Origin of the sequence: uncultured Thalassospira sp. (assembly GCF_963976115.1) — a bacterium.
GTDB lineage: Bacteria > Pseudomonadota > Alphaproteobacteria > Rhodospirillales > Thalassospiraceae > Thalassospira.
In genome coordinates this window covers 193888-207177 of record NZ_CAXBJJ010000001.1, presented here as the reverse complement: position 1 = coordinate 207177, position 13290 = coordinate 193888, and the positions used below count along the sequence as shown (strand labels likewise).

At 54.5% G+C, this 13290-nt stretch carries 16 protein-coding genes; 13 read left to right on the top strand and 3 right to left on the bottom strand.

Annotation, left to right across the window (positions count from 1 at the left end; translation table 11 throughout):
• Nucleotides 1-260: 260 nt before the first annotated feature.
• The 11 genes from AAC086_RS00985 to AAC086_RS00935 all read left to right on the top strand — a co-directional run bounded on the left by AAC086_RS00985 (nucleotide 261) and on the right by AAC086_RS00935 (nucleotide 10490).
• Nucleotides 261-842, top strand: coding sequence for a hypothetical protein (locus AAC086_RS00985; RefSeq protein ID WP_339774245.1), 582 nt, complete (start codon nucleotides 261-263; stop codon nucleotides 840-842).
• A gap of 386 nt (nucleotides 843-1228) precedes the next feature.
• Nucleotides 1229-1879 carry a hypothetical protein gene (locus tag AAC086_RS00980; protein WP_339774243.1) on the top strand — a complete coding sequence of 217 codons (651 nt, stop codon included), beginning with the start codon at nucleotides 1229-1231 and terminating at the stop codon, nucleotides 1877-1879.
• Nucleotides 1848-3875, top strand: a complete 2028-nt coding sequence (locus AAC086_RS00975) for a terminase gpA endonuclease subunit (RefSeq protein WP_339774241.1) — start codon at nucleotides 1848-1850, stop codon at nucleotides 3873-3875. The genes AAC086_RS00980 and AAC086_RS00975 overlap by 32 nt, the downstream gene beginning before the upstream one ends.
• Nucleotides 3875-4066 carry a hypothetical protein gene (locus AAC086_RS00970; protein WP_085581981.1) on the top strand — a complete coding sequence of 64 codons (192 nt, stop codon included), beginning with the start codon at nucleotides 3875-3877 and terminating at the stop codon, nucleotides 4064-4066. Before AAC086_RS00975 ends, AAC086_RS00970 begins: the two co-directional genes overlap by 1 nt.
• 1 nt (nucleotide 4067) lies before the next feature.
• Entirely contained in the window at nucleotides 4068-5588 is a 1521-nt protein-coding gene (locus AAC086_RS00965; RefSeq protein ID WP_339774238.1) for a phage portal protein, read from the top strand.
• A gap of 4 nt (nucleotides 5589-5592) precedes the next feature.
• Nucleotides 5593-7575: a prohead protease/major capsid protein fusion protein gene (locus AAC086_RS00960; protein ID WP_339774236.1), complete on the top strand. Its 1983-nt coding sequence runs from the start codon at nucleotides 5593-5595 to the stop codon at nucleotides 7573-7575.
• Nucleotides 7576-7660: 85 nt separating this feature from the next.
• Nucleotides 7661-8029, top strand: a complete 369-nt coding sequence (locus AAC086_RS00955) for a DUF2190 family protein (RefSeq protein WP_339774234.1) — start codon at nucleotides 7661-7663, stop codon at nucleotides 8027-8029.
• A 67-nt stretch (nucleotides 8030-8096) separates the two neighbouring features.
• Nucleotides 8097-8405: a hypothetical protein gene (locus AAC086_RS00950; RefSeq protein ID WP_339774232.1), complete on the top strand. Its 309-nt coding sequence runs from the start codon at nucleotides 8097-8099 to the stop codon at nucleotides 8403-8405.
• Nucleotides 8402-9070 (top strand): DUF6441 family protein, encoded by a 669-nt coding sequence (locus AAC086_RS00945; protein ID WP_339774230.1) that lies wholly within the window; start codon nucleotides 8402-8404, stop codon nucleotides 9068-9070. The genes AAC086_RS00950 and AAC086_RS00945 overlap by 4 nt, the downstream gene beginning before the upstream one ends.
• Complete coding sequence (locus tag AAC086_RS00940) at nucleotides 9057-9488, top strand: hypothetical protein (RefSeq protein WP_339774228.1); 432 nt, start codon at nucleotides 9057-9059, stop codon at nucleotides 9486-9488. The genes AAC086_RS00945 and AAC086_RS00940 overlap by 14 nt, the downstream gene beginning before the upstream one ends.
• A 24-nt stretch (nucleotides 9489-9512) precedes the next feature.
• Complete coding sequence (locus AAC086_RS00935) at nucleotides 9513-10490, top strand: phage tail tube protein (RefSeq protein WP_339774227.1); 978 nt, start codon at nucleotides 9513-9515, stop codon at nucleotides 10488-10490.
• Here the strand turns inward: AAC086_RS00935 and AAC086_RS00930 are convergent, their stop codons facing one another.
• From AAC086_RS00930 to AAC086_RS00920, 3 genes are all read right to left on the bottom strand, one after another.
• Nucleotides 10491-11060, bottom strand: coding sequence for a hypothetical protein (locus AAC086_RS00930; protein ID WP_339774225.1), 570 nt, complete (start codon nucleotides 11058-11060; stop codon nucleotides 10491-10493).
• The gene (locus tag AAC086_RS00925; protein ID WP_339774223.1) at nucleotides 11057-11347 is read right to left on the bottom strand and encodes a hypothetical protein; all 291 of its coding nucleotides are present in this window, start codon (nucleotides 11345-11347) and stop codon (nucleotides 11057-11059) included. The genes AAC086_RS00930 and AAC086_RS00925 overlap by 4 nt, the downstream gene beginning before the upstream one ends.
• A 96-nt stretch (nucleotides 11348-11443) precedes the next feature.
• Nucleotides 11444-11848 carry a hypothetical protein gene (locus tag AAC086_RS00920; protein ID WP_339774221.1) on the bottom strand — a complete coding sequence of 135 codons (405 nt, stop codon included), beginning with the start codon at nucleotides 11846-11848 and terminating at the stop codon, nucleotides 11444-11446.
• 304 nt (nucleotides 11849-12152) lie between these two features.
• Between AAC086_RS00920 and AAC086_RS00915 the strand changes: the two genes are divergently transcribed.
• Together AAC086_RS00915 and AAC086_RS00910 are read left to right on the top strand one after the other, a co-directional pair.
• Complete coding sequence (locus AAC086_RS00915; protein WP_339774219.1) at nucleotides 12153-12482, top strand: hypothetical protein; 330 nt, start codon at nucleotides 12153-12155, stop codon at nucleotides 12480-12482.
• The gene (locus tag AAC086_RS00910) at nucleotides 12466-13287 is read left to right on the top strand and encodes a phage antirepressor N-terminal domain-containing protein (protein ID WP_339774217.1); all 822 of its coding nucleotides are present in this window, start codon (nucleotides 12466-12468) and stop codon (nucleotides 13285-13287) included. The genes AAC086_RS00915 and AAC086_RS00910 overlap by 17 nt, the downstream gene beginning before the upstream one ends.
• Nucleotides 13288-13290: the final 3 nt, after the last annotated feature.

Below are 13290 nucleotides of genomic sequence, written 5' to 3'. Positions count from 1 at the left end.
GTTACAGCCCGGAACGGCGTTTGTAACACCCGCGTTACGGATAACCCCTTATAAAATAACCATTGTTACAATGTTACGCCTGTTACAGGAAAACATCCCCCCATGTGTGCGCGTGCGCGCATATGTATATAAACTATGTAACAACTGTAACATTGTAACTTTATATATAAATCAATTAGTTAGCCGTTACACAGGTGTTACACTTGCAAAATGGGGTGTAACAGCGGGTTTTGGGCAGTCCGTACGTGGAGGGTTTTGACATGGGCAAACGTGGTGCGATGGATGTGTGGACTGCTTTGTGCTGGGCGATCCATGATCAACGGGTTGATCTGGCGATTGCCGCCAATGATGACTGGATCGACGATGCCGGGTTATCGCCGCGCCATAGCGTGACGGGTGTGATGATGGATCAGGCCATGTTGGGCGGGCGTGTGGATGGTGGCGGGCCACGCAATGGGCCGGATGTGGCGTTTGATGCGGAAATCATATGGCTGGTGGCGCTGGGGATGTTGCGCGATGAGCGGGCCGGGATTGCCATTGACGGGTTGTTCGAGGGGGTGCCGGTGAAGATGCAGCGTTATCTGCGCAAGGCTAGGCCGGTGTCCGATATGATCGTGGCGGCGCGCTTGGCTGATCTGCCCGACTGGATGCCTGGGGGCTGGCAGGGTGGAATGAGTCGACGCGAAGTTGAAGAGTCGCGCCTTAAATACATTGGGGTTTGGGATGCGCTGGCTGTTTTGTCCATGAGGTTAAATACCAGCACCCGGCTGGGCAAAGTGATCGAAATGCCCGGCTTTCCGCGCCTTCCATGGCATGGGCGAAAAAGGGCTGTTGACAGTTGACAGAGTTCGGGCTATTGACTTGGAATTAGAGAACAGAACCGCGCCCGTTGGAGAAATCCGGCGGGCGTTTTCTTTTGACCGGATGCCGAGACCCGCTTTCCTCCTCGTTGAATCTGCAAAGCCCGGCCATTGTGCCGGGTTTTGCCTTTTTTTGGTGAAAAATGGCGTAAATCCGCCGTTTTTGGCGATGGGTGGCCCCCGGCTTTGGGTCCTTCTGGAAAATCCACGTATACGGGTGTGCAAAGTGCGGGTGTTCGGTAGTTTGGTGTTTTTGAAACGAGGTTGACAGGTTTACACGGTTGACGGTGTTGCCATTAAAGCCTTGTGCAAGTTGACATTCTGGCCCTTTCGCGTTGCGGATGGGCCTTTGTTTTTTGGTGGTGCTGATGGCGGATGATGCCGGGCTTGTCGGGTCGCAAGCCGACTATGCACGGCATTGCGGTGTTACGCGGCAGGCCGTTTCAAAATGGTTGAAAGCCGGGCGGATTGAAAAGCTGCCCAATGGCCGGATTGATTTTGTGCAGGCCGACCGGGCCTTGCAAAAAACAGCGGACCCGGCGCGGGCAATGGCGCTGGGCCGGGCTGATCCGTTAGACGATGCCGGTGCCGGGGCCGGGCACTGGCCGGTTGCGACAGATGCCGCCGGAAAAAATCGCGATGATTTGTTTGATTATGCGGCATCCGAACCGGCCCAGCCGGTCGCGGCACCGGAAACAAACGGTGATGCCAGCTACCAGAAAAGCCGGGCGCTTCGCGAACGATACAACGCGAAGATGGCGCAGCTTGATTACGAGGAAAAGGTTGGCAAGGTCCTGAACAAGCAGGATGTTGAGGACGCAATGGTAACTGCCGGGCGGCGGATGCGGCAGGCAATGGATGCGATTATTGGCTGGGCCGATGAAATATATTCAACCGCGCAAGATGGTGATGTGCAGGCCGTGCGGTCGATTTTGAAAAGCCGGGTGCGCGGGCTGGAAGAAACCATTGTTGCGAGTTTGACAACCGATGACCCAGACAGCGAGGACGGAAACCAGTGAGGCGGCGCGGCTGATTTTTGCCGCCCTTGCGCGGGGCATGACCCCGGACATGGTTGTTTTACCATCGGTCTGGGCGCGGGATAACCTGGTGGTTGCAGATGGGCCTATCGCGGGGGAAAAATGGTCGACGGAATTAACACCCTATGCGCCGGGGATACTGGATTGCCTTGCCGCCGATAACGGCATTACGCGGGTTTCGGTGAGAAAGTCGGCACAGGTTGGCATGACCGGATCAATGATTGCATGGCTGGCCACGATTATGGCCTGCACCCCGGCCAAGGCGATGCTGGTGTTTCCGACCATATTGTCGGTGCAGGATTTTAACCGTGAAAAGCTGGCCCCTGCGATTGACCAAACCGTGGCGCTTCGCGACAAGGTGCGTGAAAGCGGCACGCGGTCATTACAGAAATCAACAGCCTTGTCGAAACGGTTTCCCGGTGGGTCGCTGGTTTTGACAGGGGCAAACAGCGCATCGGATTTGCGGTCCAAGACCATTAAATTTATGTGCTGTGACGAGGTGGACGAATGGCCGCTTGACCTGGACAAGCAGGGCGACCCGATGGATATGGTGGATGCGCGCCAGATCGCGTTTCATGCCACAGGGGATTACAAGAAATTTGAAGGCAGCACGCCGACAATCAAGGGGATCAGCCGGATTGATAACGCCTTTGAGGAAGGCGACCAGCGGTATTTTGAATGCCCGTGTCCGGGGTGTGGCCATTACCAGCGCCTTGTTTTCGGCGGCAAGGATGTGAAGCACGGTTTAAAGTTTAACCGGGAATATCCGTACAACGCCTATTACATTTGCATTGAAAACGGGTGCCCGATTGAACATCACCAGAAACGCGCCATGGTGCAGGCCGGGCGCTGGCGGGCAACAAAGCCGGAACCGGGGCGGCACCCCAGTTTTCACATTGATGCGATATCGTCGCTTTTGACCACATGGGACAAGGTGGCGGAAGCATTTGTGAAAGCGAAGGATGATCCCAACAAACTGAAAGCCTTTACCAACCTGTGGCTTGGCGAGGCATGGGAAGAAAAGGGCGATGCGCCGGATTGGCAACGGTTGTTTGTTCGTCGGGAAATGTACCCGGCGCGGGTGATACCGATCGGCGGGTTGGTGATTACCGTTGGCTGCGATGTGCAGACTGACGGGATTTATTACGAGGTTGTTGCCTGGGGGCGGGATCGCAAAAGCTGGTCGATTGATGCCGGGTTTTTGCGCGGCAACACAGCCGATCCTGATGACAAGGTGTGGTCTGATCTGGATGTGATTTATGATCGGCGCTACCCGGATGCTTATGGCAATTACTGGCAGGCCGACGCCTTTGCCGTTGATTCGGGCTATAATTCAAATCAGGTCTATTTGTGGACCAGATCGCGGCCCAAGGCCCGGGCGATCAAGGGGAACGGCGAGCGGGGCAAGGCGGCGATTTCGTCAGCCCCGACCAAGGTGGAAATCAATTTCAAGGGCAAGCGTAGCAAGCGCGGGGCCGAGTTATGGCATGTGGGAACGTGGGATTTAAAGGCCACGTTTTATGCCAATCTGAACAAGGACGGGCTGCGTGACGGGTCTGGCGCCGATGCCGACCCGCCCGGTTATTGCTATTTCACTGAACTGCATGACGAGCAGTATTTTCGCCAGATCACGGCGGAATATCTGAAAAAAGGCAGCAAGAACGGACGGGCGACCCTGACATGGGAAGCGAGCGGGCCGAACCATTTGCTTGATTGTCGCATTTATAACATGGCGATGGCGGCGCATTTGGGCATGGACCGGTTAACCGCCGAGGAATGGCTGGTACTGGAAAAAGACAGAACCACGCCGCCCAGAGTGCCGCAGGGTGATTTGCTGGATAGGGCCACGCCAACGGCGGCGGCGGAAAATGTGGTGTCAAAACCCGTGGCGAGGGAACCGGCGGCGGCCCCGCAAGCGGGGAATGACAACCCGGCCAGTGGATGGTTTGGCAAAAGACCGAAAGGATGGATGGGGTAATGGCATTTACGCAGGCCGATATTGACCGGCTGAAAATTGCGATGGCATCGGGCACCCTGAAAGTGGAGGTCGATGGCAAGAGCGTGACATATCGCAGCATTGCCGAAATGCGTGAGGTGTTACGCATGATGGAAGGTGATGTTAAAGGCCCGTCTGCGCGAGTGTCGCAGGCCGCATTTCGGAGGCCGTGACATGGGGATTAATCCATTAGACAAAGTGATCGGGTTTTTTGACCCGGTTGCCGGGGTCCGCCGGGCGCAAGCGCGGCAGGCCCTTGGCGTTGTTCGGTCCTATGAAGCGGCACGGCGGCGGCTAACAGATGATGGCTGGGTGTCGGGGTCGGGCGGGCCAAATTCAGAAGTTGGTGGCGGCCTTGTTGTTATGCGCAACCGGGCGCGGCAAATGGTGCGTGATAACCCCTATGCCAAACGCATGGTCGATATTATGGCGGCCAACGAAATCGGGGCGGGCATTGTGAGCCAAGCCAATACCGGCGATCAAAAGATTGATGAAGCCCAGCAAACCGCATGGGCAAAATGGGCCGAAACCACGCAATGCGATGCCGATGGCCGCACCAATATTTATGGTTTGCAGCGTTTGATTGACATTGCCAAGCATGAAACTGGCGAGGTTCTGGTTAGGCTGCGGTCGCGATCACGGGCCGATGCTGCGCGGCTTGGCCTAACGGTGCCGTTGCAGTTGCAGGTAATTGAGGCGGATTATCTCGACCATACGAAAAATGGTCCGCTGGGTGATGGCAATTACATTGTTCAGGGCATTGAATTTAACAAGCGCGGTGAACGAATTGCCTATTGGATTTTCAAGGAACATCCGGGCGAAACTTACCAGCATGTGGTTGGCAATAACCTGACATCGATGCGGATTGACGCCGGGCAAATCATTCATTTGTACAACATGCAGCGACCTGGGCAGGTGCGGGGGGTGACCACGCTGCATTCAGTGATGACGGCCCTGCGCGATTTGCAGGATTATCATGGTGCCCTGTTGATGAAAGCAAAGGTTGAAGCCTGTTTTTCCGCGTTTGTGCGGGGATCTGGCGGAAACCCGTTAACCGGCAAAGCAAACCAGAAAGGCACGCACCGGCAAGAAACACTTGAGCCGGGATCGATCTTTTATATTGAAGATTCCGAAAGTGTGGAGTTTGCCAACCCGAGCAAGTCGGAAGCGCATGTTCTGCTATCGCAAACCTATTTGCGGGCCATCGCCGTTGGCTGTGGTGTCACTTATGACCAGCTTACAGGGGATTTGACCGGGGCGAATTATTCGAGCCTGCGGGCGGGCAAGATTGATTTTCGCCGTCTGGTTGAGCAATGGCAATGGTTGTGCTTTATCCCGCAATTTTGTGAACCGGTGTGGCGGGAATTTACCAAGGCTGGCGAATTGGCCGGGCTGTGGAAAGCGGGGGCGATTGCCGCCGAACATACGCCACCAGGCCATGAAATGATTGACCCGACCAAGGACACAACCGCGCTTTTACAAATGGTGAGAAGCGGTTTCAAAAGCTGGCCGCAAGCCGTGCGTGAACAGGGTTACAACCCGAAAACGATGGCCCGTGACATTGCCAGCGCCAACAAGTTGTTTGATGACAACGGGCTGGTTTTGGATATTGACCCGCGCAAAGTGAGCCGGACCGGCCTGACACAGGCACGACCCGACGGCACGGTTTTGCCGCCGACCAATATAGAGGACTGATTTCATGCCAGATCAAAAGCGCAAGACGCAGCTGCCGATGCAGTTGCGTGAAGCAACGGTTGTGCCTGTTCTAAATGAAAAGGGTGAGCAGGACGAAAGTATTGTTGAGCTGATTTTCACAACAGGGGCCGCTGTTCGGCGGTACGATTTCTGGGAAGATCAGGTTTACGAGGAAGTCCTTTCGCTTGAACCCGGTCATGTGCGGCTGGATCGTTTGAATAACGGGGCGGTCCCGCTTTTGCGGGATCATCGCAATAGTGTTGATAGCCTGGCGGGCGCGATCCTGTCTGGCGAAATTCGCGATGGCAAAGGTGTTGCGAGGGCAAAGCTAGACCGGGGCGATGAAATTGCCGAGCGGGTTTACCGGCAGGTAGCGGCCCGTATCCTGACCAATACGTCAATTGGTTATCACGTTTACAAATACGAAATCACCCGCGAGGAAGGCAAATTACCGGTCTATCGTGCGGTTGACTGGGAATTAATGGAGATTTCATTGGTGGCGGTCCCGGCAGATGCCGGGGCCGGTTTTCGTAACGGGGGCAATGATGCCCCCGTTGAAGTGGTGGAACTGGCGGCGCGCTGCGCCGATCTTGACGATGGTATAGAGGAACCAAACATGCCCAATGTTATTGATGCACGGCAGCAGCCGGAAAATGGAACCCAGCCCGCCCCGCAGGGGCAGGCCAACAATGTTGATGTGGCTGCGGAACGCAGCGCAGCAATTACCGGCGAACGCCAGCGCATTGTTGATATTCAGGGCATTGCCACCCGGCACCGCCTTGATGCTGAATTTGTGACCCGTCATATTGATGCTGGCAGCACGATTGATGTGGTACGCAGTGCCGCACTGGATGCGCTGGCCGATGCCGGGGGTGATGGCGGTGTTGAGGTCCGCAATCATATTGCCCTTGGTGCATCGAATGAGGATCCTGCGCGGGTGCGGTCTGCGCTGGTGGTGGCAATGGCGCATTCCATGTCGCCAAATGCCGTCAAGCTGGAAGGCATGGCAGAAAAATACCGGGGCTATGGCCCAATGGCGATTGCGGAAGAAAGCCTTGCGTCGCGTGGCAATCCGGTTAAATCGCGGAACCGCGAAATGATTTCGCGTGCCGCGCTGCATTCAACCAGCGATTTTCCCTATTTGATGGCTGATTCCGTCAATATGGTTTTGCGCAATGAATACCAAATTGCCAACCCGTCCTATCGCCGGTTTGCAGCACGGAAAAACTTTGCCGATTTTCGCCCGCATAGCTTTTTGAGCGCGGGCGATTTTCCAGCGCTTGAAAAGGTGAACGAAAACGGTGAGGTGAAAGCCGGGACTTTTTCCGAAAGCAAAGAAACTATGCGTCTTGATACCTGGGCGCGGAAGATTGGATTTGGTCGCAATTTGCTGATCAACGACAATCTGGGGGCGATTGCCGGGATGCCGGGCAAAGTTGGTCGTCGGATCGCGGCGCAGGAAAACCAGATTGTTTTTGCAGTCCTGAATGCCAATTCCGGTGCCGGTATCGAGATGGCCGATGGTAAAGCGATTTTCCACGTTGATCATAAAAACAAGGCCGCCACTGGCACGGTGATTGATGTGGCTAATCTTGGTAAGGCACGCGCAGCGATGCGCAAGCAGAAAACGCCCGATGGCCTGACACTTAACCTTATGGCTAAAATTCTGCTGGTTGGGCCGGACAAGGAAACCGAAGCAGAAAAGGTGATGTCGTCGATCCTTGCGGCAACCACTGGCGAGGTGAACCCGTTTACCGGCAAGCTGGAAGTTGTTGCCGATGCCGAAATTGATGGCAATCACTGGTATACGCTTTGCGATCCGAATGCCGAGGAAGTCATTGCCTATGGTTATTTGAACGGGGCGGAAGCGCCACAGGTCATGGTTAAGGAAGGGTTTGATTATCTAGGCTTTGAAATGCGCGTTGTGCATGACTTTGCCGCTGGCGCAACCGGCACCTATGGCGGGTATTACAACCCCGGTGCCTGATCTGGTTTGACGGGATAAAGCGAAAACGGGGTGGCGATGGCTGCCCGGTTTCGCGTTTGGTGAATTGCAAAACAGGAATGATGCAATGAAAAACTATATTCAGGCAGGTGGTAGCCTGCTGTTTGTGAATGCGACGGGCAGCACGATTGCTTCGGGTTCGCCTGTTGTGGTGGGCAGCCAGATCGGCGTTGCTGCGGTTGATATTGTCGATGGTGAAAGCGGTACTGTGACGATGACAGGCGTTTTCAGTTTGCCTAAAACGGCAGGCGCTGCGATTGTCCAGGGTGACGCCGTGGCTTTTGATGCATCGGCATCGGCCTTTGTGCCGTCGTCTGCGGTTGCCGCAGAGGGGGATGTAACGGGTGCCTGCACCGCGTGGGAAGCCGCAGAAAGTGCCGCAACCAGTGTGGTGGTGAAGATCAATACCGGGGTGGGGACAGTAACCCCGGCCTGATAAAATAAACGGTTGGTGATGCGACGGCGGGCGGGGATTTCCCCGCCCGTTTTTATGGGGGCTGGTGATGTTTGATGGCGTGTTTGACGCGGTTTTTAATGACCCGTTTGTTTCAACATCGGCAGATTACCTGCCAAAGGAAGGCGAGGCCGTGCCGGGTGTGCGGGTGATTGTTTCGTCGCCTGATACAGATGCGGCGGTGATGGGGTTTAATACCGTGTCGGCCAGCATGATTGTGGAAGTGCGCGCCGGTGATGTGGTGCAGCCCCAGCGTGGCGACCGGTTTGTGATTGATGGGGTGACATATACCATTAACGAAAAGCCGCATGGCAGCAGTACGCGCAAGGTGTGGCGCTTTGGGTTGGTGGAAACATGAGGATCGGTGTCGACGTTTCGCGGGATTTGCGCAAGGTGATGAAAGCCACATCCGACGAACTGGAAAGGGCGGTAACGCAGGGGATACGCGAAACATCCCCGCAGGTTAAAGAGCATTTAAGGGCCCAGGTGCGCAATGCCGGGATGGGAAAGCGCCTTGCCAATAGCTGGCGCGGCAAAGCCTATCCCAAGGCGGGAGTGAACAGTTTTAATGCCTCTGCGCTGATTTGGACCAAAGCCCCCAAAATTGTAGATGCCTTTGACAAGGGTGTTTTGATTCGCGGTAAAAAAACGTTTGCTTTGGCTATTCCGACCGACAATGCCCCGAAAAAAGGCGTGGATGGAAAACGCATCAGCCCGTCAAATTTCCCGGTATCCCGGTACGGAAAGTTGCGGCTGGTGCGGCGGACCAGAGGGGCATCATTATTGGTTGTTGATGGGGTTGGCATCAAGGCGGGTGGAAAGGTGTCGCGCCAGCGTAAAAATGGCGGTCGGCTTAAAAACGGTGCCTATGGGCGCGGGGTTGCCACGGTGCCAATGTTCTTCATTGTTCGGCAGGTAAAGTTGGAAAAGCGGTTTGATGTGGAAGAAGCCGAAAGGTATGGGGCGCGGGTTGCTGTTCATAACATCATCCGAAATTTGAGGGTGCGTAATGGCCGAAAGTAAACGCGAAGCGGCCTTGAAGGCCCTGTTTGCCGCGATACAAGGGGTTGCCGGACCCGATGTGAAACGCAACGAACCGGAACCCGATGATATCCCCGATGGGGGTTTGGTTAACCTGGGCGACGGGACATTTACAGCGGACCCGGTTTTGTCGCCGTTGCGTTACGAGATTTCACACAGGGCTGAAATTATGGTGCTGGTGCAGGGCAATGATGCCGTGACACGGGATGCCCAATTTGATGCCATTCTGGTGGCGCTCGCCGCGGCGATTGATGCTGACCCGACCTTGGGCGGCGTGGTTGATTTTGCCGCCTGTGACGTGCCGGAAATTATTGATGAACCGATAGAGGGGGCCGCCACCATCAAGGCAGGAACTGTGCCGGTGGTTATGGACTATACCGCGCCAACGGCGCTTGGCTAATTTCATTTAACAGGAGTATTTGCAATGGCAAAGCAGCGTGCCCTTGGCGCGGACGCCACCCTTTTGTGTGCATTTGAAACGGTGTATGGCACCGCACCCGATGGTTCGGGTGGCGGTGTTTATTCGAAAATGTCGTTTAAATCGACCGCTGTGGGGGCGGAACAGCCCCTTGGAACCGATGCGCTTTTGGGGCAGGGGCGCAATGCACAGGATCCATATTATGAACCGGTAACAGTCAATGGTGACATTGTGGTTCCGGTTGACCTGCGTGGGTTCGGGTTTTGGCTTAAGGGCGTCTTTGGTGCGCCTGTGACCACCGATAACGCAGATGGCACCTATAGCCATGTTTTCACATCAGGCGGGGTCTTGCCCAGCCTGTCGGTTCAAACAGGTTTTCCCGCGCTGTCGGTGCCGGTGTTTAACATGGTGTCTGGTTTAAAACTTGGCGGGTTTCAAATTGATATGTCGCGATCCGGCCCGGTTAACGCGACCCTGAACAATAATATTGCACAGGGCGAAACGGCAGCGGCAACCAGTGAAGATGCCACCCCTGCTGAATATGAATTGCAACGGTTTTCGCAAGGGACGGGTTCTGTCAAACTGGGCGGGTCGCAACTGGCATCAGTGATGGCGGGAAGTATCAGTTTTTCCAATAATCTGGAAGCCGTGGAAACCATCCGGTCCGATAACAAGATTGACGGAGCGGATGAAGGCGAGGCCACGGCAACCGGATCAGTGACATTGCGTTATGCGTCGGATGCAACGGTACGCGATGCTGTGGCGGCGCAAACGCCGGTGGCGATGGAATTTGGCTGGTCCATTCCGGGCAGTGAAGGTTATGCCCTGACATTCAGTTTGCCGCGGGTGTTTTTACCCAAACCGAAACAGTCGATTGACGGACCCGGTGGTATTTCGGCGGAATATAACTGGCAGGCCGCCAATGACCCGGATGATGATTATATGCTGCGGGCAACGCTGGTGAATGATGTGGAAAGCTATTGATCAGACAAGTGACGACAAGAATGCATCTATGTCACCAACATCCTCGCCGGTTTCGGTGAAGGCAATTGACTGGCACATGTTCGCGTAAAACGATTTGGTGCCGGACCATTTGCGTTGCTTGTCGCTCTTGATGACCTGCCCGTGGCCTCTGATGGTTGCGCTGCTTTGGAATGCTCTGACGTGTTCGGCTTTGAACAGCCATACTCGTCCTTCGGCGTCTGTGATGGTCAGGCTTATCGGTGGCTCGACAGGGTGCCATCGGGTGGCCTGATCATTCAGAAATGTCAAAAGCTGGTATGTGACTGGTATTTGCTGGCCGCTTAATACTTCGGTGGCGGATTGAATGTTGTAGAGGTCGAAGTGCCTTTCTTCATTGCGAAGGTGGCACCATGCTTTGGCGAATTTCGGGTATTTCTGACCATGGAGAGATTTGACCGTAATGCGGCGGTTCGTGACAACACCATCGCGATCCGCATATTCGATATCCCATATCAGGTTAAGGCCAGACCGGAGAGCCGGGCCCGGGTTGAAAGTTTCTGGCGTGGTTGTCGGTTGATCGGATGTGGTCATTTGCAGCGGCCATAAAATATCTGGGATTTTGCTGTACCAAGCATTGTTTCGGCGCGGACCACTTCTTTTTTATCGGTGATTTCATAGCCGCTTGGACAATAGTTGTTTTCTTTCAGGGATGTTTCCAGCCAGCCAATCAGGTCCTGATCGGTATAGGGATAAAGTTTGTCGGCCTGGAAGCGAAATTTACCATCGGGTAGGGGTTCGAAATTGCTGGCCCGCGCCCTGTCGTACGTCGTACAGCCAGCCAGCGAAGCGATAATAGCCACGGCAATGAGAGTGCGCATAAAAATCCCCCGGTTTTGCAATCAGGGGATGAAGTTAATTCCATTTTTAAACGGGAGTCAAAATTTAATGGTTTCGGTCGGGCAAGATGCCTGCGGTTAGCGATCGGTTTTTTTCGTGTTCCAGTGCTTTGGTGGTCTGATATCGGGGCCGGGGTGTTTCATTAAGTCTTCGCGGGTGAACGACAATTTCATTTTTTTTATAGCCTCCTCGATCTCGATATCTTCATGCACCAGTGAGGCGTTATCGAGGCGGGTGGTAATGCGTTGAACCGATTCCGTGGCCTGATTGACGGTTTCCTCGTCAAGCGGGCCTTTTGCTGCGGCGCTGACCAGGTCAACGAGAGTCATTACGTCAGAAACATCAAAGGCGTTTCCGAACACCACAAGGCGGCGGATGGCTTCGGCGCGTGAGGGAATGTCAGTTTGCTGTCTGCGCCAACTATCGACCAAATTCATAAAATCAGTGGAGACACGCATTCCAAAGCGAGCGCCTTTGTCCATCTCATCCTCCTATTCTTATTTTTGTAGTTACAGACATTGACGTACTTGGTCAACTTGGTGTAATGTACACCACGTTAACCACAGGGGTGAACTTACATGATAAAATCAAAGCAATTTCAAATGAGGGTTGATAGCGAATTAATCCAAAAATTGGATGGTCTTCGCAGGGGGCGCGATGATTTTCCGTCGCGGGCCCAGATTATCCGGGAGGCCGTTGAGGCGGCCTGTGACGCCAAAGAGAAAACCCCCGGTGCTGACACACCGAGGGTTTGAGATCGTAACTTTGTGATAAAGGAAAAATCACATGGGTGATTATATACAAAGCGGAGCTGCTTTGTCCAGCGTTTCGGACTTGCACCGCACTTATATGCGGTTGTGTGATATTGGTGACGGGGATGATGGATCGCACCTGATTGAATGGCTGGAAGAACAGTTGCTTGTGACACCGGCGCGGGATTTGGCAGAATTGTCGATCAAGGTGGATGTGCTGTTTAGCTGGATCACACCTGATTTTATCGGCATGACCGAACAGGGGACCGATTTGTTAAACCGGCAAATGAACAGCCTGCGGGCGGATTTGTCGGCATTGACTGTAAATTCCATGCAGGGGGCCTGCCATGCAAACCGCGCGTAAATTTAACCCGACCAATGATAATCCCGGTGGCAGTGATCTGGTTGTTCTGGAGTTTCATGGCAACAAATTGCTGACCTTTGACCATGACGGTGTGCCTTATGTGGCGATGCGGTCGGTTTGTGATGGTATGGGGATTGACTGGTCAACACAGCGGAAAAAGCTGCTTTCGGAAAGTGGCAAATTCAACTGTGGGCATATCACCACGGTTGGTGGTGATGGTAAGGGGCGACAAATGATCTCAATGCCTGTTCGTAAACTGCCCTTGTGGCTGGCATCGATCAACCCGAACAAGATTGGCGACCCGGTGAAGCGGGAACGTATTGTGCTCTATCAGGAAGAATCGGCCATTGCGTTGCATGATTACTGGACGCACGGGGCGGCGGTGCGCGGCGACGGGATGCAGGCATCGGTTGGCATTGAACAGATGGTGAAAAAGTTTGTTATGGAGGCGATGGCGGAATTTACCCGCCAGATTGTGCCACAACTGGTGGAACAGCAGCTTGCCTGTAACCCGCAAATTGGCGCGGTAACGTCGGTTCCGGCCTTGCAGGTAGCGATTGAAAAGGGTGTTAAGGTCCGCCCGCGTGGATTTATTCAGGCGATCAGCAACGCCCTGACGCGGTATTGCGAAAGCCGCCCTAACACCACGGTGTTGCGCGATGTTTACGGGCGCAAACTGTTCCCGCGTGAAGCGATTAACGAATGGATGGCCAAGGGCGGCTGGGGACCGATGAAAGACCGGCTGGACCGCCAGAAAGTCGGGCAGTCGGTTTTTAAGCTGGTGCCGGGTGGCCATAAAAAATAGGTA

Coding starts and splice junctions, on each gene's coding strand:
- AAC086_RS00930 (WP_339774225.1), bottom strand. CDS start 11,060: ATGACCACATCCGATCAACCGACAACCACGCCAGAAACTTTCAACCCG.
- AAC086_RS00970 (WP_085581981.1), top strand. CDS start 3,875: ATGGCATTTACGCAGGCCGATATTGACCGGCTGAAAATTGCGATGGCA.
- AAC086_RS00920 (WP_339774221.1), bottom strand. CDS start 11,848: ATGGACAAAGGCGCTCGCTTTGGAATGCGTGTCTCCACTGATTTTATG.
- AAC086_RS00965 (WP_339774238.1), top strand. CDS start 4,068: ATGGGGATTAATCCATTAGACAAAGTGATCGGGTTTTTTGACCCGGTT.
- AAC086_RS00985 (WP_339774245.1), top strand. CDS start 261: ATGGGCAAACGTGGTGCGATGGATGTGTGGACTGCTTTGTGCTGGGCG.
- AAC086_RS00940 (WP_339774228.1), top strand. CDS start 9,057: ATGGCCGAAAGTAAACGCGAAGCGGCCTTGAAGGCCCTGTTTGCCGCG.
- AAC086_RS00945 (WP_339774230.1), top strand. CDS start 8,402: ATGAGGATCGGTGTCGACGTTTCGCGGGATTTGCGCAAGGTGATGAAA.
- AAC086_RS00950 (WP_339774232.1), top strand. CDS start 8,097: ATGTTTGATGGCGTGTTTGACGCGGTTTTTAATGACCCGTTTGTTTCA.
- AAC086_RS00915 (WP_339774219.1), top strand. CDS start 12,153: ATGGGTGATTATATACAAAGCGGAGCTGCTTTGTCCAGCGTTTCGGAC.
- AAC086_RS00980 (WP_339774243.1), top strand. CDS start 1,229: ATGGCGGATGATGCCGGGCTTGTCGGGTCGCAAGCCGACTATGCACGG.
- AAC086_RS00960 (WP_339774236.1), top strand. CDS start 5,593: ATGCCAGATCAAAAGCGCAAGACGCAGCTGCCGATGCAGTTGCGTGAA.
- AAC086_RS00910 (WP_339774217.1), top strand. CDS start 12,466: ATGCAAACCGCGCGTAAATTTAACCCGACCAATGATAATCCCGGTGGC.
- AAC086_RS00955 (WP_339774234.1), top strand. CDS start 7,661: ATGAAAAACTATATTCAGGCAGGTGGTAGCCTGCTGTTTGTGAATGCG.
- AAC086_RS00935 (WP_339774227.1), top strand. CDS start 9,513: ATGGCAAAGCAGCGTGCCCTTGGCGCGGACGCCACCCTTTTGTGTGCA.
- AAC086_RS00925 (WP_339774223.1), bottom strand. CDS start 11,347: ATGCGCACTCTCATTGCCGTGGCTATTATCGCTTCGCTGGCTGGCTGT.
- AAC086_RS00975 (WP_339774241.1), top strand. CDS start 1,848: ATGACCCAGACAGCGAGGACGGAAACCAGTGAGGCGGCGCGGCTGATT.